General features: G+C 41.3%; 21 protein-coding genes and 1 tRNA gene. 18 read left to right on the forward strand and 4 right to left on the reverse strand.

Going from position 1 to position 19,418, the window contains the following annotated elements; all coding sequences use genetic code 11:
- Window positions 1–46: 46 nt before the first annotated feature.
- From pepV to J1C91_RS05255, 10 genes are all read left to right on the forward strand, one after another.
- Window positions 47–1,453: a dipeptidase PepV gene (gene pepV, locus J1C91_RS05210; protein ID WP_125439438.1), complete on the forward strand. Its 1,407-nt coding sequence runs from the start codon at window positions 47–49 to the stop codon at window positions 1,451–1,453.
- 53 nt (window positions 1,454–1,506) lie between these two features.
- Entirely contained in the window at window positions 1,507–2,091 is a 585-nt protein-coding gene (locus tag J1C91_RS05215) for a uracil-DNA glycosylase family protein (RefSeq protein ID WP_125439440.1), read from the forward strand.
- A 12-nt stretch (window positions 2,092–2,103) separates the two neighbouring features.
- The gene (locus tag J1C91_RS05220; protein WP_125439442.1) at window positions 2,104–2,592 is read left to right on the forward strand and encodes a prolyl-tRNA synthetase associated domain-containing protein; all 489 of its coding nucleotides are present in this window, start codon (window positions 2,104–2,106) and stop codon (window positions 2,590–2,592) included.
- A gap of 272 nt (window positions 2,593–2,864) precedes the next feature.
- The gene (locus tag J1C91_RS05225) at window positions 2,865–3,827 is read left to right on the forward strand and encodes a zinc-binding alcohol dehydrogenase family protein (protein WP_002909627.1); all 963 of its coding nucleotides are present in this window, start codon (window positions 2,865–2,867) and stop codon (window positions 3,825–3,827) included.
- Complete coding sequence (locus J1C91_RS05230) at window positions 3,820–4,134, forward strand: rhodanese-like domain-containing protein (RefSeq protein WP_002909628.1); 315 nt, start codon at window positions 3,820–3,822, stop codon at window positions 4,132–4,134. The genes J1C91_RS05225 and J1C91_RS05230 overlap by 8 nt, the downstream gene beginning before the upstream one ends.
- Before the next feature lie 98 nt (window positions 4,135–4,232).
- Window positions 4,233–5,315, forward strand: a complete 1,083-nt coding sequence (locus tag J1C91_RS05235) for a DUF6574 domain-containing protein (RefSeq protein WP_002909629.1) — start codon at window positions 4,233–4,235, stop codon at window positions 5,313–5,315.
- A gap of 16 nt (window positions 5,316–5,331) precedes the next feature.
- Entirely contained in the window at window positions 5,332–7,062 is a 1,731-nt protein-coding gene (locus J1C91_RS05240) for a TcaA second domain-containing protein (protein ID WP_002909630.1), read from the forward strand.
- Between the two features lie 4 nt (window positions 7,063–7,066).
- A complete protein-coding gene (gene ldcB, locus J1C91_RS05245) occupies window positions 7,067–7,861 on the forward strand; it encodes an LD-carboxypeptidase LdcB/DacB (RefSeq protein WP_376738733.1) in 795 nt (264 codons plus the stop codon).
- Between the two features lie 29 nt (window positions 7,862–7,890).
- Entirely contained in the window at window positions 7,891–8,181 is a 291-nt protein-coding gene (locus tag J1C91_RS05250) for a cupin domain-containing protein (RefSeq protein WP_002909632.1), read from the forward strand.
- Between the two features lie 705 nt (window positions 8,182–8,886).
- On the forward strand, window positions 8,887–10,815 hold the full coding sequence (locus J1C91_RS05255) for a cell wall protein (RefSeq protein ID WP_032912448.1): 1,929 nt from the start codon (window positions 8,887–8,889) through the stop codon (window positions 10,813–10,815).
- Between the two features lie 210 nt (window positions 10,816–11,025).
- Here the strand turns inward: J1C91_RS05255 and J1C91_RS05260 are convergent, their stop codons facing one another.
- Window positions 11,026–11,268 carry a type B 50S ribosomal protein L31 gene (locus tag J1C91_RS05260; RefSeq protein WP_002895374.1) on the reverse strand — a complete coding sequence of 81 codons (243 nt, stop codon included), beginning with the start codon at window positions 11,266–11,268 and terminating at the stop codon, window positions 11,026–11,028.
- Between the two features lie 107 nt (window positions 11,269–11,375).
- The gene (locus tag J1C91_RS05265; RefSeq protein WP_048772862.1) at window positions 11,376–12,311 is read right to left on the reverse strand and encodes a DHH family phosphoesterase; all 936 of its coding nucleotides are present in this window, start codon (window positions 12,309–12,311) and stop codon (window positions 11,376–11,378) included.
- A gap of 105 nt (window positions 12,312–12,416) precedes the next feature.
- Here J1C91_RS05265 and J1C91_RS05270 point away from each other — a divergent pair, with 105 nt between their 5' ends.
- From J1C91_RS05270 to J1C91_RS05305, 8 genes are all read left to right on the forward strand, one after another.
- Entirely contained in the window at window positions 12,417–12,857 is a 441-nt protein-coding gene (locus tag J1C91_RS05270; protein ID WP_002909636.1) for a flavodoxin, read from the forward strand.
- 124 nt (window positions 12,858–12,981) lie between these two features.
- Complete coding sequence (gene sufB, locus J1C91_RS05275; protein ID WP_002902982.1) at window positions 12,982–14,364, forward strand: Fe-S cluster assembly protein SufB; 1,383 nt, start codon at window positions 12,982–12,984, stop codon at window positions 14,362–14,364.
- A gap of 545 nt (window positions 14,365–14,909) precedes the next feature.
- Entirely contained in the window at window positions 14,910–15,173 is a 264-nt protein-coding gene (locus J1C91_RS05280) for a chorismate mutase (RefSeq protein WP_002909637.1), read from the forward strand.
- Complete coding sequence (crcB, locus tag J1C91_RS05285) at window positions 15,173–15,547, forward strand: fluoride efflux transporter CrcB (RefSeq protein WP_002909638.1); 375 nt, start codon at window positions 15,173–15,175, stop codon at window positions 15,545–15,547. Before J1C91_RS05280 ends, crcB (J1C91_RS05285) begins: the two co-directional genes overlap by 1 nt.
- A complete protein-coding gene (crcB, locus tag J1C91_RS05290) occupies window positions 15,544–15,870 on the forward strand; it encodes a fluoride efflux transporter CrcB (RefSeq protein ID WP_002909639.1) in 327 nt (108 codons plus the stop codon). The genes crcB (J1C91_RS05285) and crcB (J1C91_RS05290) overlap by 4 nt, the downstream gene beginning before the upstream one ends.
- 118 nt (window positions 15,871–15,988) lie before the next feature.
- Window positions 15,989–16,336 (forward strand): 50S ribosomal protein L19, encoded by a 348-nt coding sequence (rplS, locus tag J1C91_RS05295; RefSeq protein WP_002900259.1) that lies wholly within the window; start codon window positions 15,989–15,991, stop codon window positions 16,334–16,336.
- Between the two features lie 40 nt (window positions 16,337–16,376).
- Window positions 16,377–16,448: transfer RNA gene (locus J1C91_RS05300), tRNA-Arg, on the forward strand.
- Window positions 16,449–16,477: 29 nt separating this feature from the next.
- On the forward strand, window positions 16,478–17,215 hold the full coding sequence (locus tag J1C91_RS05305) for an alpha/beta hydrolase (protein WP_002900260.1): 738 nt from the start codon (window positions 16,478–16,480) through the stop codon (window positions 17,213–17,215).
- 144 nt (window positions 17,216–17,359) lie between these two features.
- Here J1C91_RS05305 and J1C91_RS05310 read toward each other — a convergent pair whose 3' ends face one another.
- Both J1C91_RS05310 and mnmE read right to left on the reverse strand, forming a co-directional pair.
- On the reverse strand, window positions 17,360–17,887 hold the full coding sequence (locus tag J1C91_RS05310) for a hypothetical protein (protein WP_002900261.1): 528 nt from the start codon (window positions 17,885–17,887) through the stop codon (window positions 17,360–17,362).
- A gap of 148 nt (window positions 17,888–18,035) precedes the next feature.
- Window positions 18,036–19,409, reverse strand: coding sequence for a tRNA uridine-5-carboxymethylaminomethyl(34) synthesis GTPase MnmE (mnmE, locus tag J1C91_RS05315; RefSeq protein WP_125438571.1), 1,374 nt, complete (start codon window positions 19,407–19,409; stop codon window positions 18,036–18,038).
- Window positions 19,410–19,418: the final 9 nt, after the last annotated feature.

Raw genomic sequence — 19,418 nt, forward strand, 5'->3', positions numbered from 1 at the left:
TCGTATATACATCGATTTAAATCGAATTGGAAGTTGGGGTGAAATAATGACAATTGATTTTAAAGCAGAAGTTGAAAAACGAAGAGAAGATCTCTTAGCTGACCTGTTCAGTCTTTTGGAAATCAACTCAGAGCGGGACGATTCCAAGGCGGATAAGGAACGTCCTTTTGGACCTGGACCTGTTCAAGCTCTGCATAAGTTTTTAGAAATTGCTGAACGCGATGGTTATGAAACGAAGAATGTGGACAATTATGCTGGTCACTTTACTTTTGGTGAGGGTCCGGAAGAACTTGGGATTTTTGCCCACATGGATGTAGTCCCTGCTGGAAGTGGCTGGAATACAGATCCTTACAAACCTGAAATTATTGATGGTAAGCTTTATGCGCGTGGTTCATCTGATGATAAAGGTCCAACTATGGCTTGTTACTATGGTTTGAAAATCATCAAAGACTCGGGCTTACCAGTATCTAAGCGCGTGCGCTTTGTGGTGGGGACAGACGAGGAATCCGGTTGGCAAGACATGGACTATTATTTCAAGCATGTTGGTCTACCTGAGCCAGACTTTGGTTTCTCACCAGATGCTGAGTTCCCAATCATTAACGGTGAAAAAGGGAATATCACAGAATATCTCCACTTTGGTAACAGTAATGATGGCAGCTTTAAACTCAAGAGCTTCACTGGCGGACTTCGTGAGAATATGGTGCCAGAATCAGCGACAGCTATTTTTACAGCAGCAGTTGATGCAGCGGAATTGGATGTCAAATTGCAAGACTTTGCTTCTGCCCACAAGGTTTCAGCTAGTCTGAAAGTAAATGGCGACGCTCTTGAAGTGACAGTTATTGGGAAATCAGCTCATGGTTCTACACCAGAGGACGGTATCAACGGAGCAACCTATCTGGCTCTTTTCCTCAATCAATTTGACTTTGCTGGTGATGCCAAGGATTATTTGGAAGTCGCAGCTCAAGTTCTGCACGAGGACTTTGCAGGTGAGAAGTTAGGAATTGCTTATACAGATGCTAAAATGGGTGCTCTCAGCATGAATGCTGGTGTTTTCCATTTTGACAGTGCCAAGGCAGACAATACCATTGCTCTGAACATCCGTTACCCGCAAGGTACTGATCCGAAAACAATTCAGGCCGGTCTTGAAAAAGTTACTGGTGTTGTGTCTGTGAGCTTGTCTGAACACGGACACACTCCACACTATGTTCCAGCAGATGATGAATTGGTAGCAACTCTTTTGAGTGTTTATGAAAAACAAACAGGTCTCAAAGGGCATGAGCAAGTCATTGGTGGTGGAACCTTTGGCCGTCTTTTGAAGCGCGGTGTGGCTTTTGGTGCTATGTTCCCAGACTATGTCAACACCATGCACCAAGCCAACGAATTTACTGATGTAGAAGACCTTTTCCGTGCTGCGGCCATTTACGCGGAAGCTATCTACGAACTAATCAAATAAAAAAGAAGAACTCGTTTGGTCTTGCCAAATGAGTTTCTTTGCAAGGAGCTGCTATGCATACATTAGAAGATATTACTAAGGCCATCATGGCCGACCCAGAAAATAAGGAATTTACGGAGCAAGGAATCAAGCCGCTTTTTGCGGCACCTCGAAATGCTCGGATTAACATTGTTGGTCAAGCGCCGGGGCTGAAAACTCAAGAGGCAGGGCTTTATTGGAAAGATAAGAGTGGTGACCGACTGAGAGAATGGCTGGGTGTTGATGAAGAGACTTTTTATCATTCTGGCTACTTTGCGGTTTTACCCATGGATTTTTATTTTCCGGGACATGGGAAGTCTGGAGATTTACCACCTCGTAAGGACTTTGCGGACAAATGGCATCAGCCGATTTTAGAGCTTTTGCCAGATATTGAGCTGACCATTTTGATTGGTCAGTATGCACAGAAATACTATCTGCATCAAAAAGGAAATATCAAGCTGACTGAGACGGTTCAGCATTATCAAGACTACCTGCCTGACTTTTTTCCTTTGGTACACCCATCGCCCCGCAACCAAATCTGGATGGCTAAAAATCCTTGGTTTGAGGCAGAAGTGGTTCCAGACTTACAAGCATTGGTACAAAAGATTATTCATCAATAAAGGAAAAAAACTATGGATGCTTATCAACAAGTAGCTAATAAGTTGCAAGAGTTGGGGATTACTTTTGATGTGGTGGAGCACCCACCTGCATTTACGACAGAGCAAGCAGATAGCTATATTGAAGGCATGGAAGGAGTTCGGACTAAGTCCATGTTTTTGACCAACAGGAAGAAAACTCAGTATTATCTTCTGATTATGGATGACAAAAAAAGTCTGGATATGGACCTATTTAAAGAGCTGGTTTCAGCCAACCGTATTCGCATGGCTTCAGCGGATTCCCTCTATGAAAAAATGCAGTTGCCACCAGGAACGGTATCACCTTTTGGTCTCCTCAACAACGAGGAAAAGGACATTCAAGTTTATTTTGATAAGGACATTGTATCTGAGGATATCATGACTTTTCATCCTAATACCAATGAAAAGACCATCTTTGTCTCTACAACAGATTTGTTTAAATTCCTGCATGATTTGGGCTACTCTTACCAAGTGCTGGAGCTTTAGTAAGCTGTTTTGCTGTGATAGAGTAGTGCTATCCAGCTTCTCTTTCAAGTGATTAAACCTAGCAGATTGTTATCACTCGTTTGCTAGTGTCTTGTCCCTCTATCTTGAACTTGGATGAAGGACATATCCAGCAACGTGCTTCCCCTCAGGAGATTCTCCAACAGCTAGCTAATGATTTTGTCAAAGTTTAGTTTGATTTTCAGAAGTAGCTGACTGATTTTTGGAAAGTCTAAGCTTAGAATGCTAAACTTTGTAGAAAGCGAGGTGATTCTATGGAAACGATGAAAGCTATAGTCATTTACGAAGCGGGTGGCCCAGAAAAGCTTCTGCTGGAAGAAAGACCGATTCCACAACTTCAAGAAGGCTGGACCTTGGTCAAGGTCAGAGGGTTTGGGATTAACCACTCGGAGATTTTTACTCGTGAGGGTTTATCGCCGAGTGTCACCTTTCCTCGGATTTTAGGCATTGAGTGTGTTGGCCAAGTTGCCGAGACGACTCGAGAAGATTTAGAGATTGGCCAGAAAGTGGTTTCCATCATGGGAGAAATGGGGCGAGCTTTTGATGGTTCTTATGCTGAGTACGTTCTCCTACCGAACGACCAAATTTATACAGTTGAGACCAATCTGACCTGGACTGAGCTGGCAGCAGTGCCAGAGACTTATTATACTGCTCTAGGTTCTATGAAAAATCTGCGCATTGAGCCTAATGATAAGATTTTGGTTCGGGCTGCCACTAGCGGTGTCGGTTTGGCCTTTGCTCGTCTGGTCAAGGCACAGTTTCCAGACACACATATCGTGGGCTCGGTCAATAGCGGTTCCAAACAGTTTCTACTCAAGCACCAAGCCTACGACGATATCATCATAGATCAGGATGGCCGACTGGAAACAGAGGAGAAGTTTGATAAAATTCTGGAGTTGGTCGGCCCAGCAACTGTCAAGAATTCTTTTGACCATATCGCAGAGGGCGGGATTATCTGCGTGACTGGCCTCTTGGGTGGCCAGTGGGAGTTGAATGGTTTCAACCCAATTGAGGAAATTAGAAATAACAGTTTTCTGACAAGTTTCCACTCAGCTCATGTGAGTCAAGACTTGATGGATGAATTATTTGACTATATTGACCGCTATCAGGTCAATGTTACACCAAGGCGTGTCTTTTCCCTAGAGCAAGTGCCCAAAGCTCATTCTTTTATAGAGGGAACGGCAGGTTTTGGAAAAATTGTGATTATGAATGAATAGGAGAAAAAGAATGCAAAAAATTAGCGCGAAAGATTTATATGACAAATTGCAGGGAGAAGAACTGCAGTTGATTGATGTCCGCGAGGTGGACGAATTTACAGCTGGACATGTCTCTGGAGCTCTGAATCTGCCTCTCAGCAGCTTGGCGGAGAATTATGGGCAATTAGATAAACAAATCCCCTACCATATCATCTGCCAAAGAGGCGGCCGCTCAGCGCGTGCCTGCGAATTTTTGGAAGCCAAGGGTTACCAAGTAACTAATGTCGAAGGAGGAGTGGAAGCTTTTCCTGCTAAATTGACGATATGACAAGCGATTAAGAAGAGCAAATGCCGGAATAGATTGAATTTCCGGCCCTTTTTTTGTATACTATAGTAGTATAATAAATTGAGGATAGGAGAATATCTATGTCAAAAGAAGATTGGCTTGAATATTTTGAGGCCGTTAACGGACGCTCAGCTACAGAGGAAGAAATTGCTCAAGCTTTGGCTGCTGGGGAATTTGTTGAAGCTGAACAGGTAAGTGCGGAGCAAGTGTCTAGTGAAGCTAGCCCAGCTTCATCAAGCTTTGAACAGCCGCAACAAGAAGCTCAAACAGTTGAAACACAAGGTCAACCACAAAACTTTGCTCAGCCGCAAAATTTCCAACAACCTTTTGCTCAACAGTACCAAGAAGCTCCACAGCAACAAGCAAATCCAAATCAATTTGCTAATCAGGGACAAGCTTATCAGCAACAAGGATTTCAGCAAGCAAGTCCCTTTGCTGGACAGCCTCAGTCTTCTGGTCCGCAAGCTTATCAGAACAACCAGCAGCAAGGACAGTTCAATTCACAAGTACCTCAACAAGGACCACAGGCTTATTACAGTCAGCAACCTCCTCAACCCAGCGAGTTTTCTAAAACAATGAAAGGTTTCTGGGCTTGGCTCGTTTCAGCTTGGAAATCACCGACATCTGAAGTTGAGAGCAGTAAGGTGAATGGTTACCTTTCTCTAGGTTTGACAGCGTTCTTTTTTGCTATTGTTGCAAACTACAATATTTTCAGTACCATTGGTATCATGAGTTTTGGTATGTATAATGGACCGACTTTTAATTTCAAAGTCTTCTTTGTTTCTCTGATAGCAGCGGCTCTCTTCCTTTTCTCTATTATATTAGGTGGTTTTGTTGTGAAGCGTTTGGTCTACCAAGATAGAAGTTTTACCTTTAATAAGGCTTTTGATTGGTATGGTCGACTTTATGCCATTGTTCTTCCATTTATTGCTGCTTCAGCTCTGTTTGCTCTGTTGGGTATTATTCATTTATCTCTGTTTTTCACATGGATTGTTCTTTTGTTAGTCGGAGTTGGAGCGACCTTTGCTTTGATTTATTCCAAGACAAACAACTCTATGGATCCTTTTTATAAATATCTATTGGCCATTATTATCAATGGTGTGATTACAATTATCTTCTCTTTTATCGCTTTTTCTCTACTAGCTAGTATCATAATGATGTAATAATTGGAGGAGATTTATGGCAACAAAAGAAAAATGGGTTGATCTCTTTGAAAAAGTAATTGGTCGAAAACCAACTGCAAGTGAGTTCCAAGCCGGTAAACAATCTAACTTTGACCCAAAAAAGATTAAGGAGATTGCAGGCGAAGCAGAGGAAGTAACCACAGATACTTCATCAGTAGAAAATACTACTGATGAAGCTTCTGATAATCAAGATATTGTTCAGGAGACACCTTCTGAAGATTCTGTCACAGAAGAATCGGTTCAACCATCTTCCCAAGATGAGAAGCAAGGCGCATTTGAATCTACCCAATATGAAGAGCTTCGTAAGAATTGGCTGCAAGCTTTTGAAAATAATATTGGTCGAAAACCTACCAAAGAAGAATTTGCAGAAGCTAAGAGTCAAGGATTCTCTAACTTGCCTATTCGGTCTGAATTGCTCGACTCACAATTACCACAGAAACCAGTAAAAAAGGCTAAAAAGAGAATATCAAAGAAGCAAGCAATCATGATTGGAGGGCCAACCCTTCTAGTTGCCGCTTTGATTGGAGCTTTCTTCTATCTAAGCTCTATAACTGGGGTTAAAGTTGTTACAGACCATTTTGCAAAAGCCGTCTCTAGTAAAGACTTTGATGAAGTGGCAAGTCTCCTCTCTACTCAATCCGATAAGTGGACGCGTGCTGAAGCAAGAGCTTTAGTTGAGCACCTAGAGAGCCAGGAGATTAATCTCGAAACTGAGCTAGATAACATTGTTGAGTCAAATGGCAAATCTGCTTATATCGATGACAACAATAATAAGATTTTAGGTGTTACTGAAAAGAGTAAGAAATTTGGTATTTTCCAGGAATATCAGATGGTTTCCTATCCAGTCAAAGTTAAAGTCAATACAAATTTGGATAATGCTACCATTAAACCTGGTGAGAAAAAAACTATTACTCTTAAGAAAAATACAGACACTGAATTGGGTGAATATCACTTTATCAAACAAGACTTTACTCTCAAAGGTAAGACGGATGTTGGAGATGTAGAAAGTAAGGTTCAGCTTGATTTAGCTACGGCTAAGGATAATGAAATCAAACTGGATCTCAAGTCTGAAAAGAAACAGCTAAAAATTACGATGCCTTCAGAAACTTCAAAAGCAACAGATATTAAAATTGTTGTTAATGGTAAAGAGAGTGGTAGCAGTTTGACACCTGAGTTGCAGCTTGTTCCTTATCAAGAACTTGAAATTTATGCTAAGTTTACTATCTCTGATACTACCTTTACTACCAATAAAGAGACAGTGGTTGTGGAAGATGATACCACGAATGTGAAATTATCGCTTCCTAAGGAAGTGGTTTCTAAAATTAGAGAAAAGAACGAAGAAGCGAAAAAGGTTGAGGCTCAAAAGGCAAAAGTCTCTACTTTCCTTAATGACTACCGCAGTGCTGTTTTCAGCTCTGTTTCTAACAGGAGCAACAACTATTCTCAATACTACGATACCTCTAGTGCAGTATATCGAGAAATGGTTGAGTGGACCACTGGTGGTGGTGTTAAGAAAGCGAAAATTAACTATTATGAGCCAGGAGCTTTGGATATCCGCGAAATCAAGGAAGAAAATGGTTCCTATATCGTGACAACATATGAGGACTATACGGTCCACTATACCGATAACACTCCAAATAGTGTAAATCGTAAAAATAAGACTTATTACTTGAAACCTAGCGGGGATTCTTTTGTAATCTATAATCTTGAAGTTTCAGAAGGTTGATATTATGACAATGAAATACAGTAAACTAATTCTTCTTGCAGCATCTGTTCTTGTTCTAGGTGCGTGTTCGTCTGGTAAAGACACTACTGGAGATAGCTCTGATAAACAAGCGGCTAGCTCAACTAGCACAGTTAAGAAACAAGATGCTGAAAAAGATAAAAACTCTAGCCAAGATACGACAACATCTTCAGACAGCACTGATACTAAAAAGGAGAAAAATCACGAGGCCAAAACTCTTGATCAAAATGTTTCTTATAACGGTAGCTACTACAGTGTCAAAGGGCAATATGATGAGATTCTTGTTGTCAACAAACACTACCCTTTGTCTCCTTCCTATAATCCAGGTGAGAATGCGACTGCTAAAGCAGAATTGCTCAAACTGATTGCAGACATGCAGGCGCAAGGCTATGCCATTAGCGACCAATACAGTGGTTTCCGTAGCTATGATACTCAGACAGAACTCTATCAAAACTATGTCAATCAGGATGGTAAGGCAGCTGCAGACCGCTATTCGGCTCGGCCAGGCTACAGCGAGCACCAGACTGGTTTGGCATTTGACTTGATTGACAAGAATGGCAATCTCGTACAAGAAGCTGGAGCAAGTCAGTGGCTTCTAAATAATGCCTATAAATACGGTTTTATCGTTCGCTATCTAGAGGGTAAGGAAGGTTCAACTGGCTATATGCCTGAAAGCTGGCATCTGCGCTATATTGGTCAAGAAGCCAAGGAAATTGCTCAATCAGGAAAGTCTTTAGAAGAATATTTCGGCATCACTGGTGGAGGCTATGAAGATCAGTAGTCACATCATCCATTAGAAGGAGAAAGAAAATGAAATTTTTTGTTACCAATCCCAATAATGATTTTGTAGAAACACCTGTGCAAGAAGAAGGCAGAATCATCCATCACCTGCATCTTGCTAAAGGAAAAGAAGTACCAGAGCACAGCGCTGATGCACTAGTAACAGTTGTTTGTTTGTCGGGAGATGTAAGCTTTTCTGCTGGCGAACAAACCGTTCGGTTAGTGGCAGGTTCCTTTTTAACGATGGAGCCCAATGAGCCACACAGTTTGTTTGGGGAGGAAGATAGCCACCTCTTGGTTATCAAACAACTCAAATATTAATAAATTCAAAATACTAGAAGCTGGAATAAATGCTTCTAGTATTTTTTACTACTTTTTAACACTTATTCATTTCTGTAAATAAAAACCCATAAGAAAGGGATTCATAAAAAGATTCTTTGATTCTTAAAACAAACTTAAGATAAGCTTAAAAAAGGCTTAAGATAAGCTTAAAATAAACTTAAATAAAAAATAGAAATGAGAGGGTGAGAAGTTTTTATAAATAAACAATAAAAATAATTTACACTGTGTAAACCAAATTATAAACATTCTTCTATTGTTTTAGTTCGTCAAAAATAAGATTTTATAGATATTTAAAGCTAAAAAATAGAAAAATAAACAAAAAGACGAACTATAAAAAATTACCCATAAAAATAATTTACACCCTGTTAACTAAAATGCTTGCATTCAAAAATTTCTTGTGCTATAATTCGTCTTGAGGGTGAGATATGCATAAAAAAGTATTTTCAAGCATATTGGCTTCTTTCTTTCTAAATCAAATGTTATAAAAACATTTATGTGCAACCTTTAATCAGGTGGATTCACTAACTAGTGATTCGTTTTTTTGCGTTTGATAATGATGGGGTAGTCAACTGTCAGCTGGCAGTATTTTCGTGAAATTCTTTTTTATGAAGTTGTGCACAAAAAAATAAATCCCCCCCCACAAAAAAATAAAGTGATGTTGGTCACTTTGGAGGTTTAATTAATATGAACAATCGTTTCAGACTCTTATCAAGATCTGTTGTAGCGGCTGCGGCTATTATTCCAGCATTCGCTCTTGCGAATAATGCTCAGGCTCAAGATTATGGTTATAACTACTATCAACCAGGCTATAATTACTGGAATGGTGGTTACAACAATTATAACTATGGTTATAACAACTATAATTACCGTAACAACCGCAACTACCGTTACAATAACTACAACTATGGTTACAATAACTACAATTATGGCTATAACAACTATAACTACGGATATAACTACGGTTACAATGGCTATAATTACAACTATGGTTATAATAACTATTATCCAGGATATAACAACTGGAATTATAACTATAGCAACAATTACGGATACAATGGTTGGAATAATTACAACAATCTTGCAAACGATGAAAACTACATTTACTGGAATGGTAACCATTACTACCGTATGACGGATGGTTCTTACCGCATCTATCGTGATGGTGAGTGGAAACCATTGACAAATACTAACAATAACAGCACATCCAATAACAACTTGGAAAACGATCCGCATTATCGTTATGAAAATGGTTATCATTATTATGTATTAGATAATGGCGACTATTACTACTATCAAAATGGTAAGTGGGTGTTTGTTAAGGATTCTGCTGATAACTCAACTAATCCAACAACTCCAAGCCAGCCGGAAGAACCAAAACCAGAAGTTCCGACTCCGACTCCAGCGGAACCAGAGCAACCAACTCCAGCTCCAAATGATAGACCGGAACAACCAACAACTCCAGCAGAACCAAAACCTGAGGTACCAAGTGTTGATTTGCCAGAAAATCCTCCAATTGGCGGTGCAGAAGGTGAGTTTGATCCATTTGCTCCGAAACCAGAGCAACCAGCAGAACCAAAACCAGAAACTCCAACAACACCTGCTGTGCCAGAGACTCCTGGTTTGGTAACAACTGATAAACCAAGTGAAGATCAAATTCCACCATATGTTGAAAAACCAGCAGAAGGTCTTGAGCACTTGGCATGGGCACCGAATGGACGAGTTCCAAAATTGATTTACCCGTCTGGAAAACCAGGTGACAAAGCTCTTGAGAAAGATCCAAACTACTACTATGACGGAAGCACTCATTACTACTACGTGCCTTCTGATTCAGAACGTACAGGATATTCAGCGTATTGGAAATGGTTTGGTGACAAATGGAAACTGCAAGGCATGACTGATCCAAACGATCCAGCTCTTGATCCTAAACTTCACGAAAACACTGCAGATGATGAATACATGTACAGTGATAAAGACTCTAGCGTGAAATTGTACTCAACTAACCTAGTGACAACTGCTAAAGCAGGTCAACCGCTGCCATTCAAGAACGTTGAAGAGTTCAAGAATTACGTTATCGAAAAGATGAATCCTAAGTTCCTTGATAACGCAGGATGGGATGCCAAAGTTGAATGGGAAATCGAAGATCCAGAAATCTTTGAAAAAACCAAAGAAAACCCATATGCTAAGGATTATGTCTTGATTGCAAACCTTAAGAGTGGCGTTGAGGATAAGAAATACAGTGATGTAGAATTTGGTTATGTTAAGTTTGTTTACCGTGTTGAAGCAACAAACGATACAAACTATGACTATGTTTCAAAAGCTAAAGAAGCTTTCGCTAAAATCAATGAAGAGCGTAAAGCTCAAGGCTTGAAAGAGTTGACATGGTCAGAAGACATTTATCAAAATCAAGCACTTCCAAAAGTAAATGAAATCTCACGTCAATACGATAGCTCAGGCTTTGTTGGACGTCGTGATGAAGATGCCTCTGTTGTCGTTAAGAAATGGGCTAACAGCGGTCTGAGAGAATTGCTTCTTGATCCTAATGTAACTGAAGGTGCAGTAGCGACAGTTGTAGACGGAAATGGTGTTTACTACTGGGCTTACAGCTATAAATAATAAGGAATTGTATTCTTAAATATCTGTGCTTTTAATCTTTGATTGCATATAAACCACACTCCAAAAGTTAGATTTTAATTGTCTGACTTTTGGAGTTTTTTTGTTGAATTAACTAGGAAGCAAAAGTGGCGGTTGTGAACAGATTTTAAAGTTCAAAAAAGGCGAAAAGAAATTTTTGAGTACAAAAAAAGCACCGATTGGTGCTTATGATTATTTGAGACCGTATTTTTTGTTGAAACGATCCACACGTCCATCTGCTTGAGTGAACTTTTGACGTCCAGTGTAGAATGGGTGTGAGTCTGATGAAATTTCTACACGGATCAATGGGTAAGTTTCCCCTTCGAATTCAACTGTTTCGTTTGAACGCTTAGTTGAACCACTAAGGAACTGGTAGCCGGTAGAAGTGTCCATGAAGACAACTGGGCGGTATTCTGGATGAATATCTTTTCTCATTTTACAAAAATTTCCTTTCTGCCATGGTCTCTTTGCGAGCCATAGATTAGTTACTTTGATAGTTTATCAAATTCTGATTGATTTGACAAGACTTTTAGACTAATTTCTTACTTTTTTGCCAATTCTTTCATCTCGGTGTAGATTTGCTCTATTTCTGCCTTTGAAAATGCATTGGCTCCGCTGGCTAAGGGGTGTCCACCGCCGTGATGATTTTTAGCAATACCGTTGATAGGAATAACCTTGCTGCGCATGCGGACACGATAGTGCCCGTCTGGTTGCTCAACAAAGATAGCCCACAGACCGACTTCTTCAATTCGTCCAGGTGCCCCGACGATGGCTGCTGTGTCAGCATCGGTCAGTTGATAGGCTTGTAAAACTTCCTGAGGCAGAATGACCCGCGCAGTACCATTTTCATCTATTTCCAATTGCTCATAGACATAGCCCTGCAGTTTAGCGACTTGGCGGCTAATAGAGTCCATTTTGCGGGACAAGGTTGATAAGTCGAAATCATATTGACGCAATTTGCCAGCTACTTCGAATGTGCGGGCGCTAGTAGAAGGATAAAGGAAGCGGCCAGTGTCACCGATGATACCAGCATAGAGGAGTTCTGCAGCTTCCTTGCTCAAGTCTAAGTCATTTTCAAAGGCAAAGAGAGCGATCATCTCACTGGCACTGCTAGAGCTTGTATCTACCAGAGAAATATCTCCGTAAACCTCATCATCAGGATGATGATCGATTTTGATGAGGAAGTCGCCTATCGTGTAGCGTTGGTCGTCAATGCGGGCTGTATTAGCAGTGTCACAGACGATGACTAGGGCCTCTTGGTATTCTTCGTCTGCGACTTGGTCCATTTGTGCCAACCACATGAGATTGGGCTCATCGTAGCCTGTCGCTTTGATTGTCTTTTCTGGGAAGTGGTACTGAAGCAGCTTTTGCAGTCCGACCTGACTACCAAGAGCATCAGGATCTGGCCGCATATGGCGATGGATGATAATAGTATCGTATTCTTTGATCTTACTTAAAATATCATGATAAAGAGTCATAAATAACCTCGTCAACTTTCTTTACCCATTGTAGCATAAGAGTTTTTATTTTTAAAATAAAAAAGATATGATATAATGAGAGCAGATTAGAATTTGGAGGAAACTATGACCTTAGCGAAAATTGTATTTGCCAGCATGACTGGAAACACCGAGGAAATTGCTGATATTGTGGCGGATAAGCTAAGAGACCTAGATGTAGAAGTTGAAGTGGACGAGTGCACCACTGTCGATGCAGAAGATTTCTTGGAAGCAGATATTGCGATTGTAGCGACCTATACTTATGGTGATGGTGAGCTGCCGGATGAAATGATGGACTTCTACGAAGACTTGTCTGGTTTGAATTTGTCTGGCAAGGTCTACGGAGTGGTCGGTTCGGGCGATACTTTCTATGATGAATTCTGCAAGGCTGTTGATGACTTCGATGCTGCCTTTGCTGCTACAGGAGCGGTTAAGGGTGCAGAAAGTGTTAAAGTAGACCTATCTGCGGAAGATGATGATATTGCACGTTTGGAAGCTTTTGCAGAAGGCTTGGTTAATAAAGTTTAAAGTGATAAATTGAGGAAACGGCTGCAGCCGTTTTTTTTGTGCGAAAGTGTTATTTTCTGACAATTCTCATGATTAGGAGTATAATGTAAGTAAGCGCTATCCATCAGATAAAGGAGGAGCACCTATGAAAGAACGCGACTATGCCTTTGGCTTTCATGATGACGTCAAGCCGCTCTTTTCGACTGGTAAAGGTTTGACCGAAGAAGTAGTTCGAGAAATCTCAGAAATCAAGAATGAGCCCCAGTGGATGTTGGACTATCGTCTGCGCTCCTTGGAACTCTTTCATAAGCTGCCTATGCCCGACTTTGGCCCTGATTTGTCAGGGATTCGCTTTGATGATGTTATCTATTATCAGAAGTTAAGCGGAGATCGGGCTCGCAGTTGGGATGAAGTTCCAGAAGAGATTAAGAAAACCTTTGACCGCTTGGGAATTCCAGAAGCTGAGAAGCAGTTCCTATCTGGAGCTGTGGCTCAGTATGAATCTGAAGTGGTTTACCACAATATGAAGGAAGAGTTTGCCAAGCTGGGGATTATTTTCACCGATACGGATACGGCAGTCCAGGAATATCCGGACTTGGTCAAGCAGTATTTTGGTACTGTGATTTCAAATGCTGAGCATAAATTTTCTGCGCTTAATAGTGCAGTTTGGTCCGGCGGCACCTTTATCTATGTGCCCAAGAACGTCCAGTGTCAAGTTCCTGTTCAGACCTATTTTCGAATCAATGGTGAAAATGCCGGCCAGTTTGAGCGCTCCTTGATGATTATCGAGGAGGGTGGCTCCATCCAGTATATCGAGGGCTGCACAGCACCGACCTATACAAGCAATAGTCTTCATGCGGCAAATGTCGAAATCATTGTCAAAAAGGATGCCTTTTTCCGCTACACAACCATTCAAAACTGGTCGGACAATGTCTATAACCTCGTAACGGAGCGGGGGATTGTTGATGAAGGGGGCACCTTAGAGTGGATTGATGGGAACTTAGGCAGTAAGGTCAATATGAAATATCCCTGTAGTATTCTTAATGGCCGCAATGCACGGACTTCTGTTCTCTCCATGTCTTTTGCCAACTATGGCCAGCACTTAGATGCGGGTTGTAAGGTTTTTCATAATGCGCCCAAGACATCTAGTACCTTGATTTCTAAATCAGTGGCCAAGGATGGCGGTAAGACAGACTATCGTGGTCAGGTTCGCTTTGGTAAGAATAGTGCAGGCTCCAAATCTCATATCGAGTGCGACACCATTCTGATGGATGGTGAGTCTAGTTCTGATACCATTCCTTTTAATGAAATTCATAATTCCAATGTCGCGCTAGAGCATGAAGCCAAAGTTTCCAAGGTTTCTGAGGACCAGCTTTACTATCTGATGAGCCGCGGCATCAGTGAAGAAGAAGCCACAGCTATGATTATCAACGGATTTATGGAACCCATTACCAAAGAACTACCAATGGAATACGCCGTCGAACTCAACCAACTCATCAACATGAGTATGGAAGGCTCAGTTGGTTAAAAAGGTTCGGGGAACCTTTTTAATCTGCGGATAAAAACTCGCTTTTGCGAGTTCTCCTTAATCCAAGGTTCGGTGGACTTTTTTAATCTGCGGATGAGAACCGACGGTAGTCGGTTTACCCTGAGACAAGCCTAACGGGTATTTTTAGGTTGTGGCTAAGCACTCGGTTAAGCGAGTGCTCTTTAATAAGGTTCGGGGAACCTTTTTAATCTGTAGATAGGGGCTCGCCTTTGCGAGTTCCCTTTAATCTGAGGTCCGAGGGACTGTTTTAGGTTGCGGATAAGAACCGACGGTAGTCGGTTTACCCTGAGACAAGCCTAACGGGTATTTTTAGGTTGTGGCTAAGCACTCGGTTAAGCGAGTGCTCTTTAATAAGGTTCGGGGAACCTTTTTAATCTATAGATAGGAGCTGTTTTAGGTTGCAGATAAAAACTCGCCCTTACGAGTCCCCTTTAATCATGGTCCATTGGACCTTTTTATTTAGAATTTAACTAGAAAATTTTACTATTTTTTGATATGATAGATAGAATATAAGGAGGAAGTAGATGACGTTAGAAGAAATCAGACAGGAAATTGATCAAGTGGATGATGCAATCGTTGCCTTGTTGGAGCAACGCATGAATCTGGTCGACCAAGTCGTGGCTTTAAAAAAATTAACGGGTACGGCTGTATTGGATAGTAAGAGAGAAGGTGTGATTTTCACCAGAGTTGCGGATAAGGTTGAAAACAAAGACTACAAGGAAACTGTTGTTGCGACCTTTTCTGACATTTTAAAACGTTCGCGTGAATTTCAGAATAAAAATATCTAATGAAAGAAGTACAGAACTCGATAGCTGTGGCTTTATCTGCGATGGTAGGCGGATGGCTGCGTTATCAGATAGCTCTTTTATTAGTTGTTGCTGATTCATTTCCGCTGCCTACCTTACTGGTCAATTATTTGGGAACTTTTTTGCTGGTCTATATTATCAAGGGCTATCTTAGCAGTAAAGTTAAGTCTCAGCGCCTAATTCTAGCGCTTTCGACCGGCTTTTGCGGAGGTTTGACGACTTTTTCTGGTCTTCTGCTAGACAGTATCAAACTAGCAGATTCAGGGCGCTATATGGAGCTTCTTATCTATCTAGTTTTAAGTGTAGGTGGTGGCCTTGCAATCGCCCTATGGGCTGGAAAGCAGGTGAAGTCATGATGTGGGCGATGTTAATCTGCTGTGGCACTGGTGCTCTCGTTCGTTATGTTTTCTCCAAGGTCAATAGCAGAGCATCTCTGCCGATTGGGACTTTATTGGCAAACCTGCTAGGTGCTTTTCTCATTGGTTATTTTTATAATCATATAGAAGACAAGCAGCTTTATGTGATTTTAGCAACAGGCTTCTGTGGTGGACTGACGACTTTTTCTACAATGAACGCTGAGCTAGCAGAGCTCTTTTCAGAGAGAAAGAAATTTGTTTTCTATTTGGCTTCGACATACATACTCGGGTTTTTAGCGATTCTTTTAGGAATTTTCATTTAAACATCTTTACATTTTTAGAAATTTTGATATAATATACTTTGTGCCTAATGGAAGCACAAAAAACGGCTAATCCGCTGCGGTCATGAACCTTAAGATTAGTAAGATAGGAGTAGAAAAAATGAATCCATTAATCCAAAGCTTGACTGAAGGTCAACTTCGTACTGACATCCCTGCATTCCGTCCTGGTGACACTGTCCGCGTTCACGCGAAAGTTGTCGAAGGAAGTCGCGAACGTATCCAGATCTTTGAAGGTGTGGTTATCGCTCGTAAAGGTGCTGGTATTTCAGAAACATACACCGTTCGTAAAATCTCTAACGGTATCGGTGTTGAACGTACTTTCCCAATCCACACTCCACGTGTTGACAAGATTGAAGTCGTTCGTTACGGTAAAGTCCGTCGTGCTAAATTGTACTACCTTCGCGCATTGCAAGGTAAGGCAGCGCGTATCAAAGAAATTCGCCGTTAATCTTAGAAAGACTCTGTCGTTGGGCAGAGTTTTTCTCTAAGTCCCCTTAGTTCAATGGATATAACAACTCCCTCCTAAGGAGTAGTTGCTGGTTCGATTCCGGCAGGGGACATTCTAAAAGTCTGTCTAAGGCTTTTTTCAATGCTCTCAGGAGGAAAAGAGATGGCTTATTACTTTATTGGCGGTCTGGGATGCAATGTTTATTACCCACAAGACTTTTTAACAGCTCTAGAGCTCCCTATTGTATATCTGGATTTATATTGTCGAGAAATTCGCCAAGAAGCAGATTTGGAAGAGTGGTTTGCTCTGCAAGTTGATTTGACTCAAGAAATGACTCTGATTGCACATTCTCTAGGTGCTGATTTCGCGGTCTATCTAGCTTCTGTCTTTCCTTCTGTTAAGAAATTAATTCTGCTGGATGGTGGTTTCTTAGATTTAGAAAAAATCTGCAGTTTAGAAGAGGAAATTACAGATGCAAAACTTTATTTAGAAAACACCAGCTACGTTAGCATAGATGAAGCTATTTCTTCAGAAAGAAAGGAAGCCAAGCATTGGTCACAAAACTATGCTAAGGCAGTCAAAGAAAATTTTATATTTGATGAAAAAGATCAGGTCTGGAAGTTGGGGGTGTCAGAGCAAGTAGTGACGAACTTGCTCAGGCTTCGGAGGTGTATTTACGGACATTTGACCAATCTCGGTGACCGCCAAATTAATTTATTTATTCCTAAAGCAACTGAAGTTGCTCCGAATTGGAAAGATCAGGCTTTGAAAGAATTACCTGATTATGTTCAGTTAATTGAAGTTGAAGATTGTGGCCACAATATTTATGTAGACAATCCTTTGGGGCTGGCTAAGATGGTAAGGTCTGTTTTAGATTGAGGGTTGGAATACTCTTCTTGATTTAAAGCCATAATTAATGACTTTGAAGAATTAAAATATTGCATTCGAAAAGAGACCTAAATTTTAGGTCTCTTGTTCTCTATTTCCCAAAGCAAAGTTGGTTAGGTATGCTTTATTTTTACTCTAGTTGTTTGATGATTTGGCTTTTTCTATAATCGCGTCAATATCAGCAGTTCCAGAAACTCCAAATTTTGCATAGACGTCATTAACTGGACCAGGATCAACATCAATGCTATTGATATTTCTACCTTCTGATGTGATAGACATATATTGTCCATCAGTTCTAATCATTACCCAAAGGCCTTGCGAAGCGAATAGATAGCCATCATCTTTCTTTACAACCTTTCCGATTTCAGGAAAAGTGATAAAAGCACCTTCGGAAGTAATAGAAACTTCCTTGCCATCTACTATAGTAGAGCTTGAGCTACTGTTAGTGCTTGGAATGCTGCTGGAGTCAGAAGATGAACTGGATGACGAAGAGCTATCAGATTTACTAGATGATTTAGAACTGACCTTACTGCTAGAGGATGATTTTTTGGAAGTTTTAGCCTTATCACTTGATTGAGGTGGCTTCTTTGATTGAGATTGGGCACAAGCGGCCAAACTTAATAGACTAGCTGCAAGTAAGAATACTTGATAGGTTTTTTTCATGGAGAATCTCCTTTTTGATATGATAGAATTATTTTATATGAATTTGAAGATTTTAGCAATAGTTTTAATTAGAGTGCAATGGAACTTGATGGAACTAGGGACAGTAGTTCAAGTGTAAGTTTGGAAATGACAGGTATTTATTGTTTCTCTATTTCCCCAAGCAGAATTGGCTGAAGAGTTGGGTGATGAGTTCGTCTGGTGCGGCGTCACCAGTGATTTCGCCGAGGATTTCCCAGGTGCGGGTCATATCGACTTGGAGAAGGTCTACAGGCATACCCATTTCCAAGCCTTGGTTGACGGCTTGCAAGCTTTCCAGAGCTTTTTCAATCAAGGAGATATGGCGGGCGTTGGACAGGTAGGTGGCGTCTTGCTCGACGATACCAGCATTTTCAAAGAAGAGCTGATTGATGCGTTCTTCAATTTTATCGATATTTTGATTGTGGAGGACAGAAATCTTGATAGCATCTGCTGGCAGCTGATCCAGCTCAATCTTCTCTTCAAGGTCAGTCTTGTTAAGCAGGACGATACGATTGCTATCTTGACTGATTTCGAGCAATTGTTTGTCCTGATCCGTCAGAGGCTCGCTGGCATTGAGAACTAAGAGGACCAAGTCGGCTTCCTGCAGGGCTTTTTTAGAGCGCTCAACTCCAATCTGCTCCACAAGGTCATCGGTTTCCCGAATCCCTGCGGTATCGATGAGTTTGAGCGGCACGCCCTTGATATTGACATACTCCTCAATCACATCCCGAGTCGTACCCTCGATATCAGTCACAATGGCCTTGTCCTCGCACAGGAGATTGTTGAGCAGGCTGGACTTGCCAACATTCGGCCGGCCGATGATAGCAGTGGAAATACCTTCGCGTAAAATCTTACCTCGTCGTGCAGTATTGAGTAGATTGCTCAGCAGAGCCTCAAACTCAGCTGTTTTTTCTCGCATAAGCTGGGTTGTCATTTCTTCCACATCGTCGTACTCTGGATAGTCAATATTGACCTCGACCTGAGCTAAAGTGTTGAGAATTTCCTGACGAGTATTGTTGATAAGGTTGAAGAGGGAGCCATCTAGCTGCTTGACAGCATTGTTCATGGCTTTATCAGTTTTGGCGCGGATGATGTCCATAACGGCTTCAGCCTGAGTCAAATCTACGCGCCCATTGAGAAAGGCCCGCTTGGTGAACTCGCCAGGCTCAGCCATTCTAGCGCCCTCGCGGATAGCCAGCTGCAGGATTTCATTTGTGACCGCAATTCCGCCGTGGGTATTAATCTCAATGATATCCTCGCGCGTGAAGGTCTTGGGAGAGCGCATAGCACCAACCATGACCTCGTCCAGGATTTCCTGATTTTGAGGGTCAACGATATGGCCATAGTTGAGTGTGTGACTTTCTACTTTGCTTAGATTTTTCCCTTTGAAGATTTTTTGGGCAATAGCAAAGCTGTCAGTCCCGCTTAGTCTAACGATGCCGATAGCCCCTTCGCCAAGAGGCGTAGAAATCGCAGCGATTGTATCAAATTCTCTGGTAATCATACTGTATTT

It is taken from the genome of Streptococcus sanguinis (assembly GCF_050222175.1).
Classification (GTDB): Bacteria; Bacillota; Bacilli; order Lactobacillales; family Streptococcaceae; genus Streptococcus; species Streptococcus sanguinis_M.